General features: G+C 55.5%; 18 protein-coding genes. 9 read left to right on the forward strand and 9 right to left on the reverse strand.

Annotation, left to right across the window (positions count from 1 at the left end):
- Positions 1-80 precede the first annotated feature (80 nt).
- From purC to dapA, 3 genes are all read right to left on the reverse strand, one after another.
- On the reverse strand, positions 81-794 hold the full coding sequence (gene purC, locus ABIE11_RS07555) for a phosphoribosylaminoimidazolesuccinocarboxamide synthase (RefSeq protein WP_095282862.1): 714 nt from the start codon (positions 792-794) through the stop codon (positions 81-83).
- A gap of 109 nt (positions 795-903) precedes the next feature.
- Entirely contained in the window at positions 904-1,938 is a 1,035-nt protein-coding gene (gene bamC / locus ABIE11_RS07560) for an outer membrane protein assembly factor BamC (protein WP_100779350.1), read from the reverse strand.
- Positions 1,939-1,954: 16 nt separating this feature from the next.
- Positions 1,955-2,833, reverse strand: a complete 879-nt coding sequence (gene dapA, locus ABIE11_RS07565; protein WP_100779349.1) for a 4-hydroxy-tetrahydrodipicolinate synthase — start codon at positions 2,831-2,833, stop codon at positions 1,955-1,957.
- Between the two features lie 145 nt (positions 2,834-2,978).
- Between dapA and ABIE11_RS07570 the strand changes: the two genes are divergently transcribed.
- Both ABIE11_RS07570 and bcp read left to right on the forward strand, forming a co-directional pair.
- A complete protein-coding gene (locus ABIE11_RS07570; RefSeq protein WP_100779348.1) occupies positions 2,979-3,539 on the forward strand; it encodes a glycine cleavage system transcriptional repressor in 561 nt (186 codons plus the stop codon).
- Entirely contained in the window at positions 3,539-4,009 is a 471-nt protein-coding gene (gene bcp / locus ABIE11_RS07575; RefSeq protein WP_100779347.1) for a thioredoxin-dependent thiol peroxidase, read from the forward strand. Before ABIE11_RS07570 ends, bcp begins: the two co-directional genes overlap by 1 nt.
- Positions 4,010-4,047: 38 nt before the next feature.
- On the opposite strand, the gene ABIE11_RS07580 is transcribed toward bcp, so the two are convergent.
- Positions 4,048-5,109 (reverse strand): AI-2E family transporter, encoded by a 1,062-nt coding sequence (locus tag ABIE11_RS07580; RefSeq protein WP_100779346.1) that lies wholly within the window; start codon positions 5,107-5,109, stop codon positions 4,048-4,050.
- A 221-nt stretch (positions 5,110-5,330) separates the two neighbouring features.
- Here ABIE11_RS07580 and bepA point away from each other — a divergent pair, with 221 nt between their 5' ends.
- Together bepA and arsC are read left to right on the forward strand one after the other, a co-directional pair.
- Positions 5,331-6,794, forward strand: a complete 1,464-nt coding sequence (gene bepA, locus ABIE11_RS07585; RefSeq protein ID WP_409255422.1) for a beta-barrel assembly-enhancing protease — start codon at positions 5,331-5,333, stop codon at positions 6,792-6,794.
- A gap of 12 nt (positions 6,795-6,806) precedes the next feature.
- The gene (arsC, locus tag ABIE11_RS07590; protein ID WP_107703142.1) at positions 6,807-7,166 is read left to right on the forward strand and encodes an arsenate reductase (glutaredoxin); all 360 of its coding nucleotides are present in this window, start codon (positions 6,807-6,809) and stop codon (positions 7,164-7,166) included.
- On the opposite strand, the gene ABIE11_RS07595 is transcribed toward arsC, so the two are convergent.
- Positions 7,163-7,987: an XRE family transcriptional regulator gene (locus ABIE11_RS07595; RefSeq protein WP_429184224.1), complete on the reverse strand. Its 825-nt coding sequence runs from the start codon at positions 7,985-7,987 to the stop codon at positions 7,163-7,165. The genes arsC and ABIE11_RS07595 overlap by 4 nt on opposite strands.
- Positions 7,988-8,145: 158 nt before the next feature.
- Here ABIE11_RS07595 and celB point away from each other — a divergent pair, with 158 nt between their 5' ends.
- Genes celB through ABIE11_RS07610 form a run of 3 tightly spaced genes read left to right on the forward strand, consistent with a single transcriptional unit; the run spans position 8,146 to position 11,852 of the window.
- Positions 8,146-9,465: a PTS cellobiose transporter subunit IIC gene (celB, locus tag ABIE11_RS07600; RefSeq protein WP_181826646.1), complete on the forward strand. Its 1,320-nt coding sequence runs from the start codon at positions 8,146-8,148 to the stop codon at positions 9,463-9,465.
- A gap of 3 nt (positions 9,466-9,468) precedes the next feature.
- Complete coding sequence (locus tag ABIE11_RS07605) at positions 9,469-10,428, forward strand: N(4)-(beta-N-acetylglucosaminyl)-L-asparaginase (protein WP_102104965.1); 960 nt, start codon at positions 9,469-9,471, stop codon at positions 10,426-10,428.
- Positions 10,425-11,852: a leucyl aminopeptidase family protein gene (locus ABIE11_RS07610; RefSeq protein ID WP_429184225.1), complete on the forward strand. Its 1,428-nt coding sequence runs from the start codon at positions 10,425-10,427 to the stop codon at positions 11,850-11,852. The genes ABIE11_RS07605 and ABIE11_RS07610 overlap by 4 nt, the downstream gene beginning before the upstream one ends.
- A gap of 46 nt (positions 11,853-11,898) precedes the next feature.
- Here ABIE11_RS07610 and ABIE11_RS07615 read toward each other — a convergent pair whose 3' ends face one another.
- From ABIE11_RS07615 to ABIE11_RS07630, 4 genes are all read right to left on the reverse strand, one after another.
- On the reverse strand, positions 11,899-12,600 hold the full coding sequence (locus tag ABIE11_RS07615) for a DnaA inactivator Hda (RefSeq protein WP_213015986.1): 702 nt from the start codon (positions 12,598-12,600) through the stop codon (positions 11,899-11,901).
- A gap of 96 nt (positions 12,601-12,696) precedes the next feature.
- Positions 12,697-13,986, reverse strand: a complete 1,290-nt coding sequence (uraA, locus tag ABIE11_RS07620) for a uracil permease (RefSeq protein WP_100779339.1) — start codon at positions 13,984-13,986, stop codon at positions 12,697-12,699.
- An 87-nt stretch (positions 13,987-14,073) separates the two neighbouring features.
- Positions 14,074-14,700 carry a uracil phosphoribosyltransferase gene (gene upp, locus ABIE11_RS07625; protein WP_023308769.1) on the reverse strand — a complete coding sequence of 209 codons (627 nt, stop codon included), beginning with the start codon at positions 14,698-14,700 and terminating at the stop codon, positions 14,074-14,076.
- 196 nt (positions 14,701-14,896) lie between these two features.
- Complete coding sequence (locus ABIE11_RS07630) at positions 14,897-16,327, reverse strand: 6-phospho-beta-glucosidase (RefSeq protein WP_429184226.1); 1,431 nt, start codon at positions 16,325-16,327, stop codon at positions 14,897-14,899.
- Between the two features lie 276 nt (positions 16,328-16,603).
- Between ABIE11_RS07630 and purM the strand changes: the two genes are divergently transcribed.
- The gene (purM, locus tag ABIE11_RS07635; RefSeq protein WP_102104968.1) at positions 16,604-17,641 is read left to right on the forward strand and encodes a phosphoribosylformylglycinamidine cyclo-ligase; all 1,038 of its coding nucleotides are present in this window, start codon (positions 16,604-16,606) and stop codon (positions 17,639-17,641) included.
- On the forward strand, positions 17,638-18,279 hold the full coding sequence (purN, locus tag ABIE11_RS07640) for a phosphoribosylglycinamide formyltransferase (RefSeq protein ID WP_100779336.1): 642 nt from the start codon (positions 17,638-17,640) through the stop codon (positions 18,277-18,279). Before purM ends, purN begins: the two co-directional genes overlap by 4 nt.
- The last annotated feature ends 164 nt before the right edge of the window (positions 18,280-18,443 follow it).

The raw sequence follows: 18,443 nt of genomic DNA on the forward strand, positions 1-18,443 counted from the left end.
AGGCGGTTAACGGACGGATTACCATAGGAAACAATGGTAACAAGCCAAAGGATGTTTCCACCCATTGGCCCGCAAAGGAATTAATCGAGTTTAACGCCCAGACGATGCGCGACGGCTTCGTACGCTTCAATCAGGCCACCCAGGCTCTGACGGAAACGGTCTTTGTCCATTTTATCCAGGGTCTCTTTGTCCCACAGACGGCTGCCGTCCGGGGAGAACTCATCACCCAGCACCACTTCACCTTTGTACAGACCGAACTCCAGTTTGAAGTCGACCAGGATCAGGCCCGCGTCATCAAACAGCTTTTTCAGCACGTCGTTGGCTTTGTAGGTCAGCTCCTGCATGCGCGCCAGGTTCTCTTTGCTTACCCAACCGAAGGTTTCGCAGTAGGATTCGTTGACCATGGGATCGTGCATTTCGTCATTTTTCAGGAACAGGTCGAACAATGGCGGGTTCAGTTCGATGCCTTCTTCAATACCCAGACGTTTCACCAGGGAGCCTGCCGCGCGGTTACGCACCACGCATTCGACCGGGACCATATCCAGTTTTTTCACCAGACACTCCGTATCGGACAGCAACGCTTCCATCTGAGTCGGGATACCGGCTTCGGCGAGTTTGCTCATAATGAAATGGTTGAACTTGTTGTTTACCATGCCCTTACGATCGAACTGCTCAATGCGTGCGCCATCCCCTGCTGACGTATCATTGCGGAATTCGAGCACCAACAGATCCGGGTTTTCGGTGCTGTATACGGTCTTCGCTTTGCCACGATACAACTCAGCTTGCTTCTGCATCTTCATTACTCCTGGTGTGATGATATGTACAAAAATCTCGGGATATTATGCCACGCACACGTTTGCGTAGCACGAAAATAAAAAGGGCTGGATTAACCAGCCCTGTTTTTTATTTGCTGAATGCAGCCTGGAAGACCGCGACCAGCGCATCGTTCTGCGACTGGGTCAGCGTGTGACCTTTCGGATCGATGAACTGCAAGCTGCTGCGGTTATCGAGGTCACCGACCTGAATTTTGTAATCGCCGGACGCGAGGCCAGGATCGCTGGCACCCAGTTCCTGCCATGCGCTATCGGAAAGCGGTTTGTAAGTGGCCGTGATGCTGCCCGTTGAGCGGGTGCTGTCGGTCACTTTCATACCGGCTTTTTCAAGCACGGCTGGCAGACGCTGCCAGGTTTGCTGGAACGGTGCGCGCACTACCAGCATTGGCAGACCGGTGTCATCCGCTGCGCTCTGCACATCGAAAGTCACGCCATTGCGGCTCTGCGCGGAGTTCGCTGCATCGGTCGCGTTTTTATCGAGACCAGAAGCAATCACGTTCAGCATTTCAGTGCTGTAGCGCTGCAGCGAGGCCGCATCCGCCACTGGCTTGCCAGCCTGCTCCAGGTTCAGCAGTTTGACCGTGACGGCCTGCTGATAACCCTGCGGTTTGACAGAGACTTGATAACGACCACGGTACTGCTGATCTTCATCCAGACGGTTCCATTCGATCCAGTCGGTCGTCAGACTCTGACTGGCGTCGTCACGCTTATCAATCGCGTAGTTCTTCGACTGAATCACGCTGACCACCTGCGGCCACAGGGTGTTGCCACGACCGTTTTCGACCAGAAGCGTAGCCGTGTCACCCGTAAACTGGGTGCGGGCACCGCTCACCAGCGCCAGTGGCTGTGCCGGTGGACGAATGTCCAGCGCTTTGCCTACTGCACCACTGCTGTTAGTGACAGGAATGTTGTAATCGCCGTTTTGAATCGGCAGGATCATACCCGCTGGCGCATGAAGTTCAGCAAGCGGCGTTGCATCCAGATAGGATTCATCACCGCTCACCTGGCGCTTGTAGCGCGAGTCTGAACTACAGGCTGCGAGGAGCATAACAAGCGAAACACCCGCAACCTTCGCCAGGCGCGACTTCTGTACTGAGTAAGCCATCAAATCTCCCTAAACTCTACAGCAAACCGGCATGCTTCAGCGCCCCGGTGACCACTTCGCGACCGTGGTCGGTAATGGGGGTCATCGGCAGACGCAGCGTGTCGGTCGCTACAAGTCCCAACTCCTTACATGCCCATTTCACTGGGATCGGATTGGGTTCGACAAATAATTTTGTGTGCAGCGGCATCAGACGCTGGTTAATCAAGCGAGCTTCGTCGAAATGACCCGCCGCAGCCAGTTTGCACATTTCGGCCATATCGCGCGCGGCTACGTTAGACGTAACGGAAATCACGCCATGACCACCGAGCTGCATGAAGTCCAGCGCGGTCGCGTCATCACCACTGAGCAGGATAAAGTCGTCTGAAACCAGCTCTTTGATCTGGTGAACGCGGCTTAAGTTCCCGGTCGCCTCTTTAATTGCGATAATATTTTTAACTTTCGAGAGACGGCCTACGGTTTCCGGCAGCATATCGCAGCCAGTACGCGACGGCACATTATACAGAATTTGTGGCAAGTCAGTATGTTCAGCGATGGCTTTGAAATGCTGGAACAGACCTTCCTGCGTTGGGCGGTTGTAGTACGGGGTCACCGTCAGGCAGCCGACAATGCCGCTGTTGTTAAAACGCTGGGTCAGGCTGATGGCCTCGGCGGTTGCATTTGCACCCGTTCCGGCGATAACCGGGATACGCCCGTCAGCCAGTTCGACGGTCATCATCACCACATCGCCGTGTTCTTCATGGCTCAGGGTGGCAGATTCACCGGTAGTCCCTACGGAAACGATCGCCGACGTCCCGTTGGCGACATGGTAATCAATCAGTTTTTTCAGGCTTGACCGGCAGACATTACCTTTCTCATCCATCGGCGTAACAAGCGCAACAATACTTCCCGTGAACATGGGCCATCCTCTGTGCAAACAAGATTCTCAATGGTACGTTTGGAACTGTAATAAAAGCAAGCGACGTAAGGCGTCCAGGCTGTTGTATGCATGTTTTTTTTATGCTTTCCTTAGGATGACTTAACCACGCAAAGGAAGAACAGGTTTGACAACCTCATCACAACATTACCTGGTTATCACTGCGCTGGGTGCCGACAGAGCCGGTATTGTGAACACCATCACCCGCCACGTCAGCAGTTGCGGCTGTAATATCGAAGACAGCCGCCTTGCGATGCTGGGTGACGAGTTCACGTTTATCATGCTGTTGTCCGGGACATGGAACGCGATTACGCTCATTGAATCCACGTTGCCGCTGAAAGGCGCGGAGCTGGATTTGCTGATCGTGATGAAACGCACAACTGCGCGCCCGCGCCCGGCCATGCCGGCGACCGTCTGGGTGCAGGTTGAAGTCACCGATTCCCCGCATTTAATCGAACGTTTCACCGCACTGTTTGACAGCCACCAGATGAACATCGCTGAGCTTGTGTCCCGCACACAGCCCGGACCGCTGCCAAAATTATTTATTCAGATCACGGCACACAGCCCTGCCTCGCACGATGCGTCAAATATTGAGCAAGCGTTCAAAGCACTCTGTACAGAACTCAATGCACAAGGCAGTATAAACGTCGTCAATTATTCGCAGCACGAACAGGATGGAGTTGAGTAATGAATCCACTGAAAGCCGGTGACATCGCACCGAAATTTAGCCTGCCCGATCAAGACGGCGAGCAAGTAAATTTGACCGACTTCCAGGGACAGCGTGTTCTGGTCTATTTCTACCCGAAAGCCATGACGCCAGGGTGTACCGTACAGGCGTGCGGTTTACGCGATAACATGGATGATTTGAAAAAGGCCGGCGTAGACGTGCTGGGAATCAGCACCGATAAGTCAGAAAAACTGTCACGCTTCGCTGAAAAAGAGCTGCTGAACTTTACGCTGCTCTCCGATGAAGACCATCAGGTTTGCGAGCAATTTGGCGTCTGGGGTGAGAAGACCTTTATGGGCAAAACCTACGACGGCATTCATCGCATCAGCTTCCTGATTGATGCCGATGGCAAAGTTGAACATGTGTTTGATGATTTCAAAACCAGCAACCACCACGACGTGGTGCTCGACTGGCTGAAAGCGAACGCCTGATTAAACGAAAAATCCCGGTTCATTGAACCGGGATTTTTTTATTCTTCCACCGCAGGCACATCCGGCCACGCATGCACGACCGCTTTAATCAGCGTCGCCAGCGGGATGGCAAAGAACACCCCCCAGAAGCCCCACAGCCCCCCAAAAATCACTACCGACAGGATGATCACCAGCGGGTGCAAATTCACCGCCTCCGAGAACAACACCGGCACCAGCAGGTTGCCGTCCAGCCCCTGAATAATCAGGTAGACTGCGAAACAGCTCCAGAATTCTGTACCCAGACCAAACTGGAACAGGGCCACACCGACCACCGGAATCGTCACCACGAATGCGCCGATATAGGGAATCAGCACCGAGAAGCCCACCAGCACCGCCAGCAGCAGCGAATAATTCAGACCAAAGATCACAAACCCAATCCAGGTTGCGACGCCGACCACAATCATCTCCAGCACTTTGCCGCGGATGTAGTTGGTGATCTGCTGGTTCATCTCTTTCCACACCTGCCCCGCCAGCCCGCGATTGCGCGGCAAAATACGGCGCACGGCGTTGAGCATCTGCTCTTTGTCCTTCACGAGGAAGAAGACCATCAGCGGCACCAGCACCAGATAGACCGCCAGCGTTAGCAGGCCCACCAGCGAGGCGAGGGAATATTTCACCACCGAATCGCCCATCGTCATGATGCGGGCGCGCATATTTTCCGCCATCGCATCAATAATGCCCGCATCCATCAGCGCCGGATAACGGCGTGGCAGCGTGGCGGCAAAATCGGAGAGTTTATTGAGCATCCCCGGCATATCGCGGATCAGGTAGATCCCCTGCTGCCAGGCAACCGGCATCACCACAAACGACATCAGCAACAGAATGCCGACGAACAGGATCAGCACAATGCTGGTTGCCCAGCGGCGGGAGCAGCCAATTTTTTCAAGACGCACTGTCGGCCATTCAAGAAGATAGGCCAGTACCAGGGCAACGAGCAGCGGCGCCAGCAGCCCGCTGAAGAAGAACAAAATACCGAACCCGGCGACCAGAATAACCAGCAAAGCAATAGCTTCGGGGTCGCTGAAACGGCGCCGATACCACTGCATTAACATTTCGAGCATACAACCCTTCCCTGAATCTGATGGCTGGAGCGAGAGGCGAATTGTATCTAACTGTCACACAAAAGACTTTCCATTTTTGACGCTGCGTCACGAAACGCAAAAGGCGGGCGTTTGGGATTTTCTTCAGGCCGTAACACGGCTACACTCGCAGAGCAGCAGAAGGTGAACGATATGCACGTTCTTCGGTCAAATGGGTACATCCAAAATACAGGGCAGAGGTTATGTTCAGGCAGTTGAAAAAAACTCTGGTTGCAACGCTTATTGCCGCGCTGACTGTCGGTCAAATGGTGCCAGCTTTCGCTGACACGTCCGATACATTGCCGGATATGGGTACCTCAGCAGGAAGCACGCTCTCCATCGGACAAGAAATGCAGATGGGTGATTACTACGTGCGTCAGCTTCGCGGCAGCGCGCCGCTGATTAATGACCCGCTGCTGGTGCAATATATCAACGGTCTTGGCATGCGCCTTGTGGCCCACGCCGACTCCGTCAAAACCCCCTTCCACTTCTATTTAATTAATAACGACGAAATCAACGCCTTCGCCTTCTTCGGCGGTAACGTGGTGCTGCATTCGGCGTTATTCCGTTATTCCGACAACGAAAGCCAGCTTGCGTCGGTAATGGCGCACGAAATCTCCCACGTCACTCAGCGCCATCTGGCGCGTGCCATGGAAGATCAGAAAAAAAATGCACCGCTGACCTGGGTCGGCGCGTTGGGTTCGATCCTGCTGGCGATGGCCAGCCCGCAGGCCGGCATGGCCGCCCTGACCGGGACGCTCGCCGGGACGCGTCAGGGGATGATCAGCTTTACCCAGCAGAACGAACAGGAAGCAGACCGCATCGGCATTCAGGTGCTCCAGCGCTCTGGTTTTGATCCGCAGGCGATGCCGACCTTCCTCGAAAAATTGCTCGATCAGGCGCGCTACTCCACTCGCCCACCGGAAATTCTGCTGACCCACCCCCTGCCAGAAAGCCGTCTTTCAGATGCGCGTAACCGTGCCAATCAGATGCGTCCGGTCGTCGTTCAGTCGTCGCAGGATTTCTACATGGCGAAGGTCAGAACCCTCGGCATGTATAATTCTGGCCGCAACCAGCTGACGAGCGACCTGCTCGATACGCTGACGAAAGGCAATGTGCGTGAGCAGAATGCAGCCCAGTACGGTCGTGCGCTGCAGGCGATGGAGGCCAGCAAATACGATGAGGCGCGCAAAGCGATCCAGCCTCTGCTGGCCGCCGATCCTAACAATGCGTGGTATCTGGATCTCTCAACCGACATCGATTTAGGCCAGAAGAAAACTGCCGATGCGATTAATCGCCTGAAAAACGCCAAAGATTTGCGCACCAATCCGGTGTTGCAGCTCAACCTGGCGAATGCTTACTTGCAGGGCGGCCAGCCGAAAGAGGCGGCAACGATTCTGAATCGCTATACCTTTGACCATAAAGACGATCAAAACGGCTGGGATTTACTGGCGCAAACCGAAGGACAGCTTGGTAACCGCGACCAGGAGTTAGCCGCGCGCGCCGAGGGCTTTGCCCTGGTTGGGCGCCTGGACCAGTCGATTTCCCTGTTAAGCAGCGCCAGTTCGCAGGTGAAACTGGGCAGTCTGCAGCAGGCGCGCTACGACGCCCGAATCGATCAGCTGCGCGCGCTGCAGCAACGGTTCAAGCCGTACGAAAAGATGTAATAAGGAGAAGTCATGTCAGACAAGGTTAAAATTTATCACAACCCTCGCTGCTCCAAGAGTCGCGACACGCTGAGCCTGCTGAAAGCGAACGGCATTGATCCCGACGTGGTGCTCTATCTGGAGACGCCGCCGGACGCCGCCACTCTTCGCCAGCTTCTGAGCATGCTGGGCATGGCGAGCGCACGTGAGCTGATGCGCCGGAAAGAAGATCTCTATAAATCCTTAAACCTGGATGACAGCCACCTCACGGAAGATGCGCTGATTCAGGCGATGGTTGAAAATCCAAAGCTGATTGAGCGCCCGATTGTGGTCGCTAACGGTGAAGCGCGCATTGGCCGCCCACCGGAAGATGTGCTCGAAATCCTCAACTAAAGGGTGCGCCGCAGCGCTTCAAGAAAGCCCTGCGGCGTACTGTCCCCCAGCTTTTTCTGCGCTTTGCCCTGATTATAGAATTCACAGATTCGCATCAATAACTCCCCTGCCGGTTCCACATTCACTCGGGGAATGATTTCACCCAGCGGGATCGCCACCTGTACGGCGCTGTGCTGTGCCGGGCTGTGTTTTATCACTATCTCCTCCAGGCTCAACGATGTGGCGAAGCCAAAAGTCTCAACAGATTGAATATCAGCCGGACAGGCTTCCAGCAGCTCCCTTGCCCAGTTTGCTACCAGCTGCGGTGAAATCCCCGCGTAAAGCCTGGCAAAACACCAGCCGCTGACCGGCTCTCGCGCCCACAGCAGATGCTGTTCCCCGCCGTCGTCCATATGCAATGAGAGCGGCAGATGATGCAGTTCAAGCCGCTGCGGTAAGAGACCGGCTTTCAGCGCTTTTTTGCCCTGCAGTGGCGCGCCCTGACGCGAGGATGCAGCAGGTTTCAGATAGCGATTCAGCGTCGCCCGCGAAACGCTAATCCCCAGCCCTTCATTCACCAGCAGCAACAGTTCGTCCAGCGGCGCACCGGTGGCGTCACGCAGGGCGTTAATCAATGAAACCTGCTCCTGTCTCATCGCTTTGTGTATCACTTTAGGCGTCGTGTGGTTGTCAGATATCTGCTCGCGTTTACGCCAGCGCCGGACAGTGGTGACTGAAATTCCCAGCTCCAGGGCCAGCTCCCTGTCGCTCTTATCCGACTGCTGAAGATAGCGACGGGTGCGCGGTGTCGTGGTGGCATTGGCGTGCAGTTTGATTTCCATCGCGAGGCCTCAGTCAAATTTCTTATAACCAATCTTGTGAGATTTATATTAACAAAGCGATTACATTGTGACCTGATTCACCTTTCGGTCGCAACGCTTCACTGATAATCCTCAGACATAACATAAACAACGTCACGCGATCTTGTACGGAGTTCACAATGAACAATGTTCTGGGATTTATGGAAGCAAAATTGATGCCGCTGGCAGCCAAAACGGCTCAGCAGCGACATCTGGGTGCCATTCGTGGTGCATACGTTTCATTCATGCCGTTTATTATCGTCGGCTCGATCCTGCTGGTTATCTCCTCGTTCCCGAATCAGACCTATCAGCAGTTTATGTCGTCGGCCTTTGGCGAAAGCTGGAGCGCGATTATCGAGATCCCGTTTAACGCTGTTTTCTCGACGATGTCTCTGTTTATCAGCTTCCTGGTCGCCTTCCGTCTGGCGGAGCATTACGACGAGGACCGCATCTCGTGTGGGATCCTGGCGCTGGTCAGCTTCCTGATCCTCACGCCGTTTATCAAAGTGGCGGAAAACGGCGGTATTACCGTGATGCCGGTGGAGTGGATTGGCAGTAAAGGCCTGTTCGTGGCGATGATTGGCTCGCTGTTATGGACAGAGCTGTTCTGCTGGCTGAAGCGTAAAAATCTGGTGATTAAAATGCCGGAGGGCGTTCCGCCTGCAGTGCAGGAGTCGTTCGCCGCGCTGATCCCCGCCCTGGTGGTGATGATTCTGGTGCTGGTGATCCGCATTGCGTTTGAAAACACGCACTATCACACCATCCATCAGTTCATCTATGACGTGGTCGCAACGCCGGTGCGTCACTACGGCACCTCCTATTTCGGCGCGCTGATGACGGTGTTCAGTATCACCATTTTGTGGTCAGTGGGCATTAACTCCGGTTCGATGATTAACGGCATTATCCGTCCGCTGTGGATGGAGAATCAGACCGACAATATCGCCGCCATTCAGGCGGGCGTGACGCCGCCGCACATTATTACCGAGCAGTTTTTCGACATGATCTGGATGGGCGGCGCGGGTGCTACGCTGTCTCTGGTCATCGCGATGCTGATTTTTGCCCGCAGTAAAAATATGCGGGAAGTGGCACGGCTCGGCGCGGGTGCGTCGGTGTTCAACATCAACGAACCGATTCTGTTCGGACTGCCGGTGATCATGAACCCGATCATGCTGATTCCCTTCAACCTGGTGCCGCTGGTGTTAGTCACCGTGCAGTACGCGGCCATGAAAATCGGCGCGGTCGCCGTGACCACCGGGGTGTTTATTCCCTGGACGCTGCCGCCGGTCATCAGCGGCTTTATCGTCACCGGGCATCTCAGCGGCAGCGTGATGCAGCTGCTCAACCTGCTGATCGGCGCGATGCTCTATCTGCCGTTTATGCGCATTCTGGACAAACAGTACCGCGCTGCGGAAATCGCTACCGCGACACCAACCGAAACCACGCTGGCAAAACAGGAGTAAACCATGTGGGGAATTATCGCAACCTGGCGAATGGCGCTGGAAGGTGTGACGGAGTCTGCGTCTGCGCTGGCTGCGGGGAAGCCTGTCGCATCGGCAGTCGTGGATGCCGTTGCCGCCGTTGAAGACTTTCCGTATTACAAGTCCGTCGGCTACGGCGGGCTGCCCACGGAGAATGGCGAAGTGGAACTCGACGCCGCCTATATGGACGGCGATAGCCTGGCCTTTGGCGCAGTGGGCAATCTGGTGGATATCGCCAACCCGGTGCGGGTGGCTCAGGCCTTGAGCCGTCAGCGCTATAACAGCCTGCTGGTCGGCCAGGGAGCGCGCGAGTGGGCGTTAAGCCAGGGCTTTACTGACAAAACCATGCTCACCGACCGGGCAATGCAGCACTATCGCAAGCGCTGTCGTGAAACGCTGGATAAGGGGCTCAGCCCGTACGACGGTCACGATACTGTCGGCATTATCGGGCTGGATAAGCAAGGCTCCATGAGTGTCGCCACCTCCACCAGCGGCCTGTTTATGAAAAAACGCGGGCGCATCGGGGATTCGCCGATTATCGGTTCCGGTTTTTATTGCGACAGCGAAACGGGGGCCGCCACCGCCACGGGCGTGGGCGAGGACCTGATGAAAGGCTGCACCAGCTACGAAATCGTGCGCCGCATGGCGCAGGGCATGACGCCCCAGCAGGCGGCAGATTCCGTCGTCTTTGAACTCGAAGACAAACTAATGTCACGCTTTGGCCGCGTGGGCGATCTTTCCGTGGTGTGTATGAATAATCGAGGCGAATTTGGCGCGGCGACCAACATCAAAACGTTCTCTTTTGTGGTCGCCACCGCCCGGCAGCCCCTGACCGTTTTTCGCACCGAACGCCTGCGTGAGAAAACCCACTATCAGGCCGTGGATGACGACTGGATGCAGGCCTATGCCACCCGCATTCGCGCGCCGATTGAGGAACAACCATGATTACCTGCCAGCTGATTACCTCTCTTGTCGAAGCCCGCCCACACAGCCATCTTCTGGCGCGCCACGCCTGCGCACAGCTGCCGGAGACGGCGCTTATCAATGAGATGCGTGTACAGACAGGCGTAGCAGACACACGCTTCGGCTGTGCCCCTTTTGCCCGTATCACTCTGCTGCCAGAAGCGCTGTGGCAGGATTCCCTGACCGACGGTTTAGTGGCCGCGCTACGCCCGCTTTTTGCCGCGCCCGTCAGCGAAAGCCTGGTGATTGATCTCTGCGATATTCACGACACTGTTCTGGGCCAGTTGCTGCGTTTCCTGTTCAATCAGGCGCATAACCTTAGTGATTTGCAGCTCAAGAAAACGGACGGCTCAGCCGTGCGGATTCGCCACATTGCCGCCCTGTGCCTGCCCGAGCAACGAGAGCGGTTAGCCAGCATCATCGAACAACAGCAGGCGGTTGCCAACGGGATGATCGCTGCACGGCGTCTGGCAGACACGCCATCCGACCGCTGCACGCCACAGTACGTGGTCGACGAGGCGCAGACCCTGTGTGCCGCCTTCCCTGCCCTGCGCTGCGAGGTGCTTGATGAACAACAGATCGTCGGGCAAGGTCTTGGGCTGCTCCATGCCGTAGGAAAAGGCGCCACCTGCCCGCCGCGCCTGCTGGCGATTCATTACGACGGCATCAGCGACGGTCCGGTTCGCTGCTATGTGGGCAAAGGCATTACCTTTGACACGGGCGGTCTGTGGCTGAAGGAAGGCGCGGGCATGTACACCATGAAGTACGACATGTGCGGCGCGTCCAACGTGCTGGGCCTGATGCTGACGGTGGCTGAGCTGAACCTGTCCGTGCGGATCATGGGCGTGCTGGCGCTGGCGGAAAACGCCATCGGCCCGGACGCAATGCAGCCGGGGACGGTAGCGCGGGCCTGTAACGGCCTGACGGTGGAGATCAATAATACCGACGCCGAAGGACGACTGGTGCTGGCCGACGCTATCGCCTGGGCAAGTAAGCGCCATCCACAGGCGCATTACATTATCGATATGGCGACGCTGACGGGTGCGGTGGTGAAAGCGCTGGGGTATGAGCTGAGCGGATTGATGACGCAAAACGAAACGCTGCGGAAGCAGCTGACCCGCGCCGGGATCAGGAGCGGCGATGAGGTGTGGTCTCTGCCGCTGGATGCGCGGCTGAAAAAACAGACCGAAAGCACGATTGCCGATCTGTGCAATACGCCGACCAATAACGCAGCGATCAGTGCGTCAGCCGCATGGTTATTACACCATTTTTGCCCACCAACGATTCCGTGGGCGCATCTGGATATCAGCGGAACGGCGTTATGGCGTGAAGGCGGAAGAAGCGTGGCGTCGGGAAGACCGAATCCGTTATTGGTGGAGCATTTATTAGCAGATATAGAACTGTAAGCCCATACACGCGACGCGCCGCCGGGCCAGAAGGCCTGGTGGCGAATTAGAGTTTCAGCGTCTCTTTCACAAACGGAATGGTCAGTTTGCGCTGGGCAGTTATGGACGCGTGATCGAGCTGATCCAGCGTATCAAACAGAGTGCGCATTTCCCGATCCAGCCGCTTTAACAGGAAACGCCCCACGTCTTCCGGCAGCTCAAACCCACGTAGCCGCGAGCGTAACTGCAGCGCCTGAAGTTTGTCTTCATCAGACAAGGGTTGCAGCTTGTAGATTTGTCCCCAGTCGAGACGAGACGCCAGATCCGGCAATCCCAGATTCAGCTGGCGCGGAGGACGATCGCCGGTGATCAGCAACCGGGTTTTCCCCGACTCCAGAATGCGGTTGTAGAGATTAAACATCGCCATTTCCCACGGCTCATCTCCGGCAATGCATTCAATATTGTCGATGCAAACCAGTGAAAGATGTTCCATACCGTCGAGCACTTCCGGGACAAACCAGGTGCGTTTATCCAGCGGCACGTAGCCTACCGCGTCACCGCGCTGGGAAAGCTCCGCACAGGCGGCGTGCAGCAGATGGCTGCGTCCCGCGCCTTCGCGTGACCAGATATAAATGTATCCGCTGTGCTCCTGGCGCAACACGTTTTGCAGTGCAGCCAGTAAAGAGGGGTTATCGCCCGGCCAGAAACTCGCGAAAGTTTCGTCGTCAGGAAGATAAAGTGGCAGAGAGAGCTGTGCCGGTCCGTTCAGAAATACCTCGATCAAGGTCTCACATAAAATCGGGAGGGAGTTTATCACGGAACCTGCAATGAGAGAACCGGGCGGATCGTCCGCCCGGTTTAACGATCAATGTGACGCTTTTTCGCTGTCAGCGGCGTCGAGAACTTCTTCTTCCGGGCGCAGCACAGAGATCAGTTTGAAGATCAGGCTCAGGCCTACGCCGACGATGGTGGCCAGCGCCATGCCTTTCAGCTCAGCGGCACCGATGTGCACTTTCGCGCCGCTCACGCCGATAATCAGGATCACCGAGGTCAGGATCAGGTTCTGCGTTTTGTTATAATCCACTTTGGATTCAATCAGCACGCGAATACCGGATGCGCCGATCACGCCGTAGAGCAGCAGTGAGACACCGCCGATGACCGGGACCGGGATAATCTGGATCGCCGCCGCCAGTTTACCCACGCAGGAGAGCAGAATTGCAAAGATCGCCGCCCCGCCGATCACCCAGGTGCTGTAGACGCGGGTAATCGCCATTACGCCGATGTTCTCGCCGTAAGTGGTGTTTGGCGTGGAGCCGAAAAAGCCGGAAATCATGGTCGACAGGCCGTTAGCAAACATCGAACGGTGCAGACCTGGGTCGCGGATCAGATCTTTTTTGACGATATTCGCCGTCACCACCAGGTGACCAACGTGCTCGGCAATCACCACCAGCGCCGCTGGCAAAATGGTGAAGATCGCAAACCACTCAAAGCGCGGCGTGTAGAAGGTTGGCAGTGCAAACCAGTGCGCCTGGGCAATCGGAGTGGTGTCCACCACACCCATCGCAAAGGAGAGCGCATAGCCCGCCAGCACCCCGATCAGAATCGGGATAATCGCCAGGAAACCACGGAACAGCACCGAGCCGAACACCGTCACGCCCAGGGTCACCAGCGAAATAATAATGGTTTTGGACTCAGGCGATTGCCCGTCCGCAGGCAGCAGCCCGGCCATATTGGCCGCCACGCCCGCCAGCTCCAGACCGATGACGGCAACGATTGCGCCCATCGCCGCAGGCGGGAACATCACATCCAGCCAGCCTGTCCCGGCTTTCTTCACAATGAAGGCCACCAGGCAGAACAGCGCACCGCACATGATAAAGCCGCCCAGCGCCACTTCGTAGCCTAATGGCAGCAGCAACAGGACCGGGGAGATAAACGCAAAGCTGGAACCCAGATACGCCGGGATTTTGCCTTTACAGATGAAAAGGTAAAGCAGCGTGCCGACACCGTTGAACAGCAGCACGGTAGCCGGGTTAATGTGAAATAGGATTGGCACCAGCACGGTCGCACCAAACATGGCAAACAGATGCTGCAAACTAAGCGGGATCGTCTGCAAAAGCGGCGGTCTTTCACTCACCCCGATAGTACGGCGCGTCATAGTGTTTTCCTCTAAGTATTGTGAGTTGTTTGTGTTTTATTCAAAAAAAAGCCGACTATCAAAGTCGGCTTCTTTTTCGTTATTCGATTATTTCGTACCAAAAATCTTATCGCCGGCATCGCCCAGCCCCGGGATGATGTACCCGTGCTCGTTCAGCCCCTGGTCGATGGATGCGGTATACAGCTCAACGTCCGGATGCGCTTTTTCCAGCGCCGCGATTCCTTCCGGTGCCGCAACCAGCACCAGCACTTTAATGCTGTTGCAGCCGGCGTTTTTCAGCAGGTCGATAGTGGCGATCATTGAGCCGCCGGTGGCGAGCATCGGGTCAACGACCAGCGCCATACGTTCGTCGATATTGGAAACCAGCTTCTGGAAATACGGAACCGGCTCGAGAGTCTCTTCATTACGGTAGATACCGACAACGCTGATACGCGCGCTCGGTACGTGCTCCAGCACGCCTTCCATCATGCCCAGACCTGCGCGCAGGATTGGCACCACGGTAATTTTTTTGCCTTTGATCTGCTCAACCTGGACCGGGCCGTTCCAGCCTTCGATGGTCACTTTTTCAGTTTCCAGGTCAGACGTTGCTTCGTAAGTCAGTAAGCTTCCAACTTCAGAGGCCAGTTCGCGAAAACGCTTCGTGCTGATGTCATGCTCACGCATCAGGCCCAGCTTGTGTTTAACGAGTGGGTGTTTCACTTCCACAATCTTCATTCTCATTCTCCTCTGAGGTGGCTACCGCAAAAAAAATCGCCGGATTATACCGCTTTTTTCCAGGTTCGCCATACCCATCTTGCTTGACGTTGATCAATCAAAGTGGATTGGGGAGCGTTAGAGAGTATAAAACAGGAAAAAAAAGCCGGAGGGGAGTCCGGCTTTTTCGGGGAACAGTTACCGTGCGATGCTGCGCTTACAGGTCTGCACCGTTAGTGGCGATAACCTTTTGATACCAGTCGAATGATTTTTTCTTGCTGCGGTTCAGGGTGCCATTGCCTTCGTTATCTTTATCGACAAAGATAAACCCGTAGCGTTTTTTCATTTCGCCCGTGCCCGCCGACACCAGATCGATACAGCCCCACGGGGTATAGCCCATCAGATCCACGCCATCTTCAACGACCGCTTTTTTCATCTCGCGGATGTGCGCGTCGAGATAATCGATGCGGTACTGGTCGTTCACCGTGCCGTCGCTCTCCTGCACATCGATGGCGCCAAAGCCGTTCTCGACGATAAATAGTGGCAGCTGATAGTGATCCCAGAACCAGTTCAGGGAGTAACGCAGGCCCACCGGGTCAATCTGCCAGCCCCAGTCGGATTTCTGAACGTACGGGTTGGAGACCAGGCTTTTACTTTCGTCATAATCCAGCTGCGGATTGTCCGGCGTCGCTTTGGTGGCGAAAGACATGTAATAGCTGAAACCGATGTAATCAACACAGCCCTGCTTCAGTGCCGCAATATCTTCTTCGGTAATATCCAGTTCAAAACCGCGACGCTCAAAGTAGTTGAGCAGGTGCTGCGGATATTTCCCGCGCACGTGCACGTCGGTGAACCAGTAGCGACGATGCATAGCGCTCATCGCCATCATGATGTCGTTTGGCGCGCAGCTCAGCGGATAGATTGGGCACATGGCAATCATGCAGCCAATTTGCAGGGACGGATTGATCTCACGCCCGGCTTTCACCGCCAGAGCGCTGGCCACCAGCTCATAGTGCGCAGCCTGGAACATCACCGGCTCGCGATCTTCGCCCGGCTCGTACTTCAGGCCGGAGTTGGTGAATGGTGCAAAATCTTCGTGGAAGTTAGCCTGATTGTTGATCTCGTTGAAGGTCATCCAGTACTTCACTTTGTGCTGGTAACGCTTGAATACCACGGTCGCGAAACGCACAAACATGTCGATCAGCTTGCGATTGCGCCAGCCGCCGTATTCGGTCACCAGATGGAAAGGCATTTCGAAGTGCGAAAGAGTAATCACCGGCTCAATGCCATATTTCAGGCACTCGTCGAACAGGTCGTCGTAGAATTTCAGACCGGCTTCGTTCGGCTCCAGCTCATCGCCTTTAGGGAAAATACGCGTCCAGGCAATCGACGTGCGGAAGCATTTAAAGCCCAGTTCGGCGAAGAGTTTGATGTCTTCTTTGTAGCGATGGTAGAAATCGATGGCTTCGTGGTTCGGATAGTTTTTACCCTGAATCACGCCCTGGGTGATTTCACGCGGGACACCGTGCGCGCCGACCGTCATTACGTCCGCAACGCTGATTCCTTTACCACCCTCTTTCCAGCCACCTTCCAGCTGATGCGCCGCCACCGCGCCGCCCCACAGAAAACCTTCTTTGAATCCTGGCATGCCTTTTCCCTCATTCTGCGTTATTTTCTGCAAAAACAATTACAGAAACCGGTTTCAGTGAAATCATGTGCAATGCTCCTGGCGGTTGCAAGCACATTACCGAAACCGGTTTCATTTTCGTGAACGGTATCAAGTTTGTCGCGAGCCGATGTATAAATGTGTAAATTTTCAGCGACTTTTTATGACCGCAGAATAGGCTCGCAAACGTTTGCCTGGACTGTTAGAATTGCGCCGATTTTTCTTACTATGCAATGCAATCGCGTGGGGACTTAAGCCGTGACCAACAAAACTTCTCTCAGCTATAAAGATGCCGGTGTTGATATTGACGCAGGTAATGCGCTGGTTGACCGAATCAAAGGTGTGGTCAAAAAGACTCGCCGCCCTGAAGTGATGGGTGGTCTGGGTGGATTTGGCGCACTGTGCGCACTGCCGCAAAAATATCGTGAGCCTGTTCTGGTTTCTGGCACTGACGGCGTGGGAACAAAACTGCGTCTGGCGATGGATCTCAAACGCCACGACACTATCGGCATCGACCTGGTGGCCATGTGCGTGAACGACCTTGTGGTGCAGGGTGCTGAACCCCTCTTCTTCCTCGACTATTACGCGACCGGAAAACTGGACGTGGATACCGCATCCAGCGTGATTACCGGTATCGCTGAAGGCTGTCTGCAGTCCGGCTGTGCGCTGGTCGGCGGCGAAACGGCAGAAATGCCGGGGATGTATCACGGTGAAGATTACGATGTCGCAGGCTTCTGCGTCGGCGTGGTAGAAAAATCAGAAATTATCGACGGCAGCAAAGTGACCGATGGCGATGTGCTGATTGCACTCGGCTCCAGCGGCCCGCACTCCAACGGTTATTCCCTGGTGCGTAAGATCCTCGAAGTGAGCGGCTGCGATCCAGAAACCACGGAACTCGACGGCAAACCGCTGGCCGATCACCTGCTGGCTCCGACCCGCATCTACGTGAAAAACATTCTTGAGCTGATTGAGAACGTTGACGTGCACGCCATTGCACACCTGACCGGCGGCGGCTTCTGGGAAAACATCCCGCGCGTTCTGCCCGACAATACTCAGGCGGTGATCGACGCGTCCTCCTGGCAGTGGCCAGCCGTGTTCAACTGGCTGCAAACTGCAGGTAACGTCAGCCAGCACGAAATGTATCGCACCTTCAACTGCGGCGTCGGCATGCTGATTGCTCTGCCCGCCAGCGAAGCAGACAACGCCATTGAGCTGATGAAGGCGAAAGGTGAAAACGCGTGGAAAATCGGTATCATCAAAGCTTCTGATTCCGAACAGCGCGTGGTCATTGAATGAAAAATATTGTGGTGCTCATTTCCGGTAACGGAAGTAATTTGCAGGCCATTATCGACGCCTGCAAACAGAAACAGATCAATGGCACCATTCGCGCAGTATTCAGCAACAAGGCCGATGCGTTCGGCCTTGAGCGTGCGCGGGATGCCCATATCCCGGCGCACGCGCTGGAAGCCTCTCAGTTTGCCAGTCGAGAAGCCTTCGACCGGGAGCTGGTGCAGGAGATCGACGCCTACGCGCCGGATGTCGTGGTGCTGGCCGGCTATATGCGTATCCTCAGCCCGGGGTTTGTTTCCCACTACTCTGGCCGTCTGCTGAACATCCACCCTTCTCTTCTGCCGAAATATCCAGGCCTGCATACCCACCGTCAGGTGCTGGAAAATGGCGATGAGGAGCATGGGACTTCCGTGCATTTCGTCACCGACGAGCTGGACGGCGGGCCGGTCATTCTGCAGGCAAAAATCCCGGTGTTTGACGGCGATGATGAAGACGACATCACCGAACGCGTTCAGTCGCAGGAGCACGCCATTTACCCGTTAGTGGTAAGCTGGTTTGTCGATGGACGTCTTGAGATGCGCGACAACGCCGCCTGGCTGGATGGCGTTAAGCTGCCCGCTCAGGGCTATGCGGCCGACGAGTAATCTGTTTTTCCCGGCGGCGCTGCGCTTGCAGAGCCGACGTTTTTGTTAGTCGGGTACGCGCCGCGCCGCCCGACACATCTTCATCCGCACCAACCCCTTAAAATCCTCCAGAAAAAAAATTAACTGTCATACTTTTCTGGCACAGTTGGACATCTCGTGTCAAA

It is taken from the genome of Lelliottia sp. 489 (assembly GCF_050435885.1).
Taxonomy (GTDB): domain Bacteria; phylum Pseudomonadota; class Gammaproteobacteria; order Enterobacterales; family Enterobacteriaceae; genus Enterobacter; species Enterobacter nimipressuralis.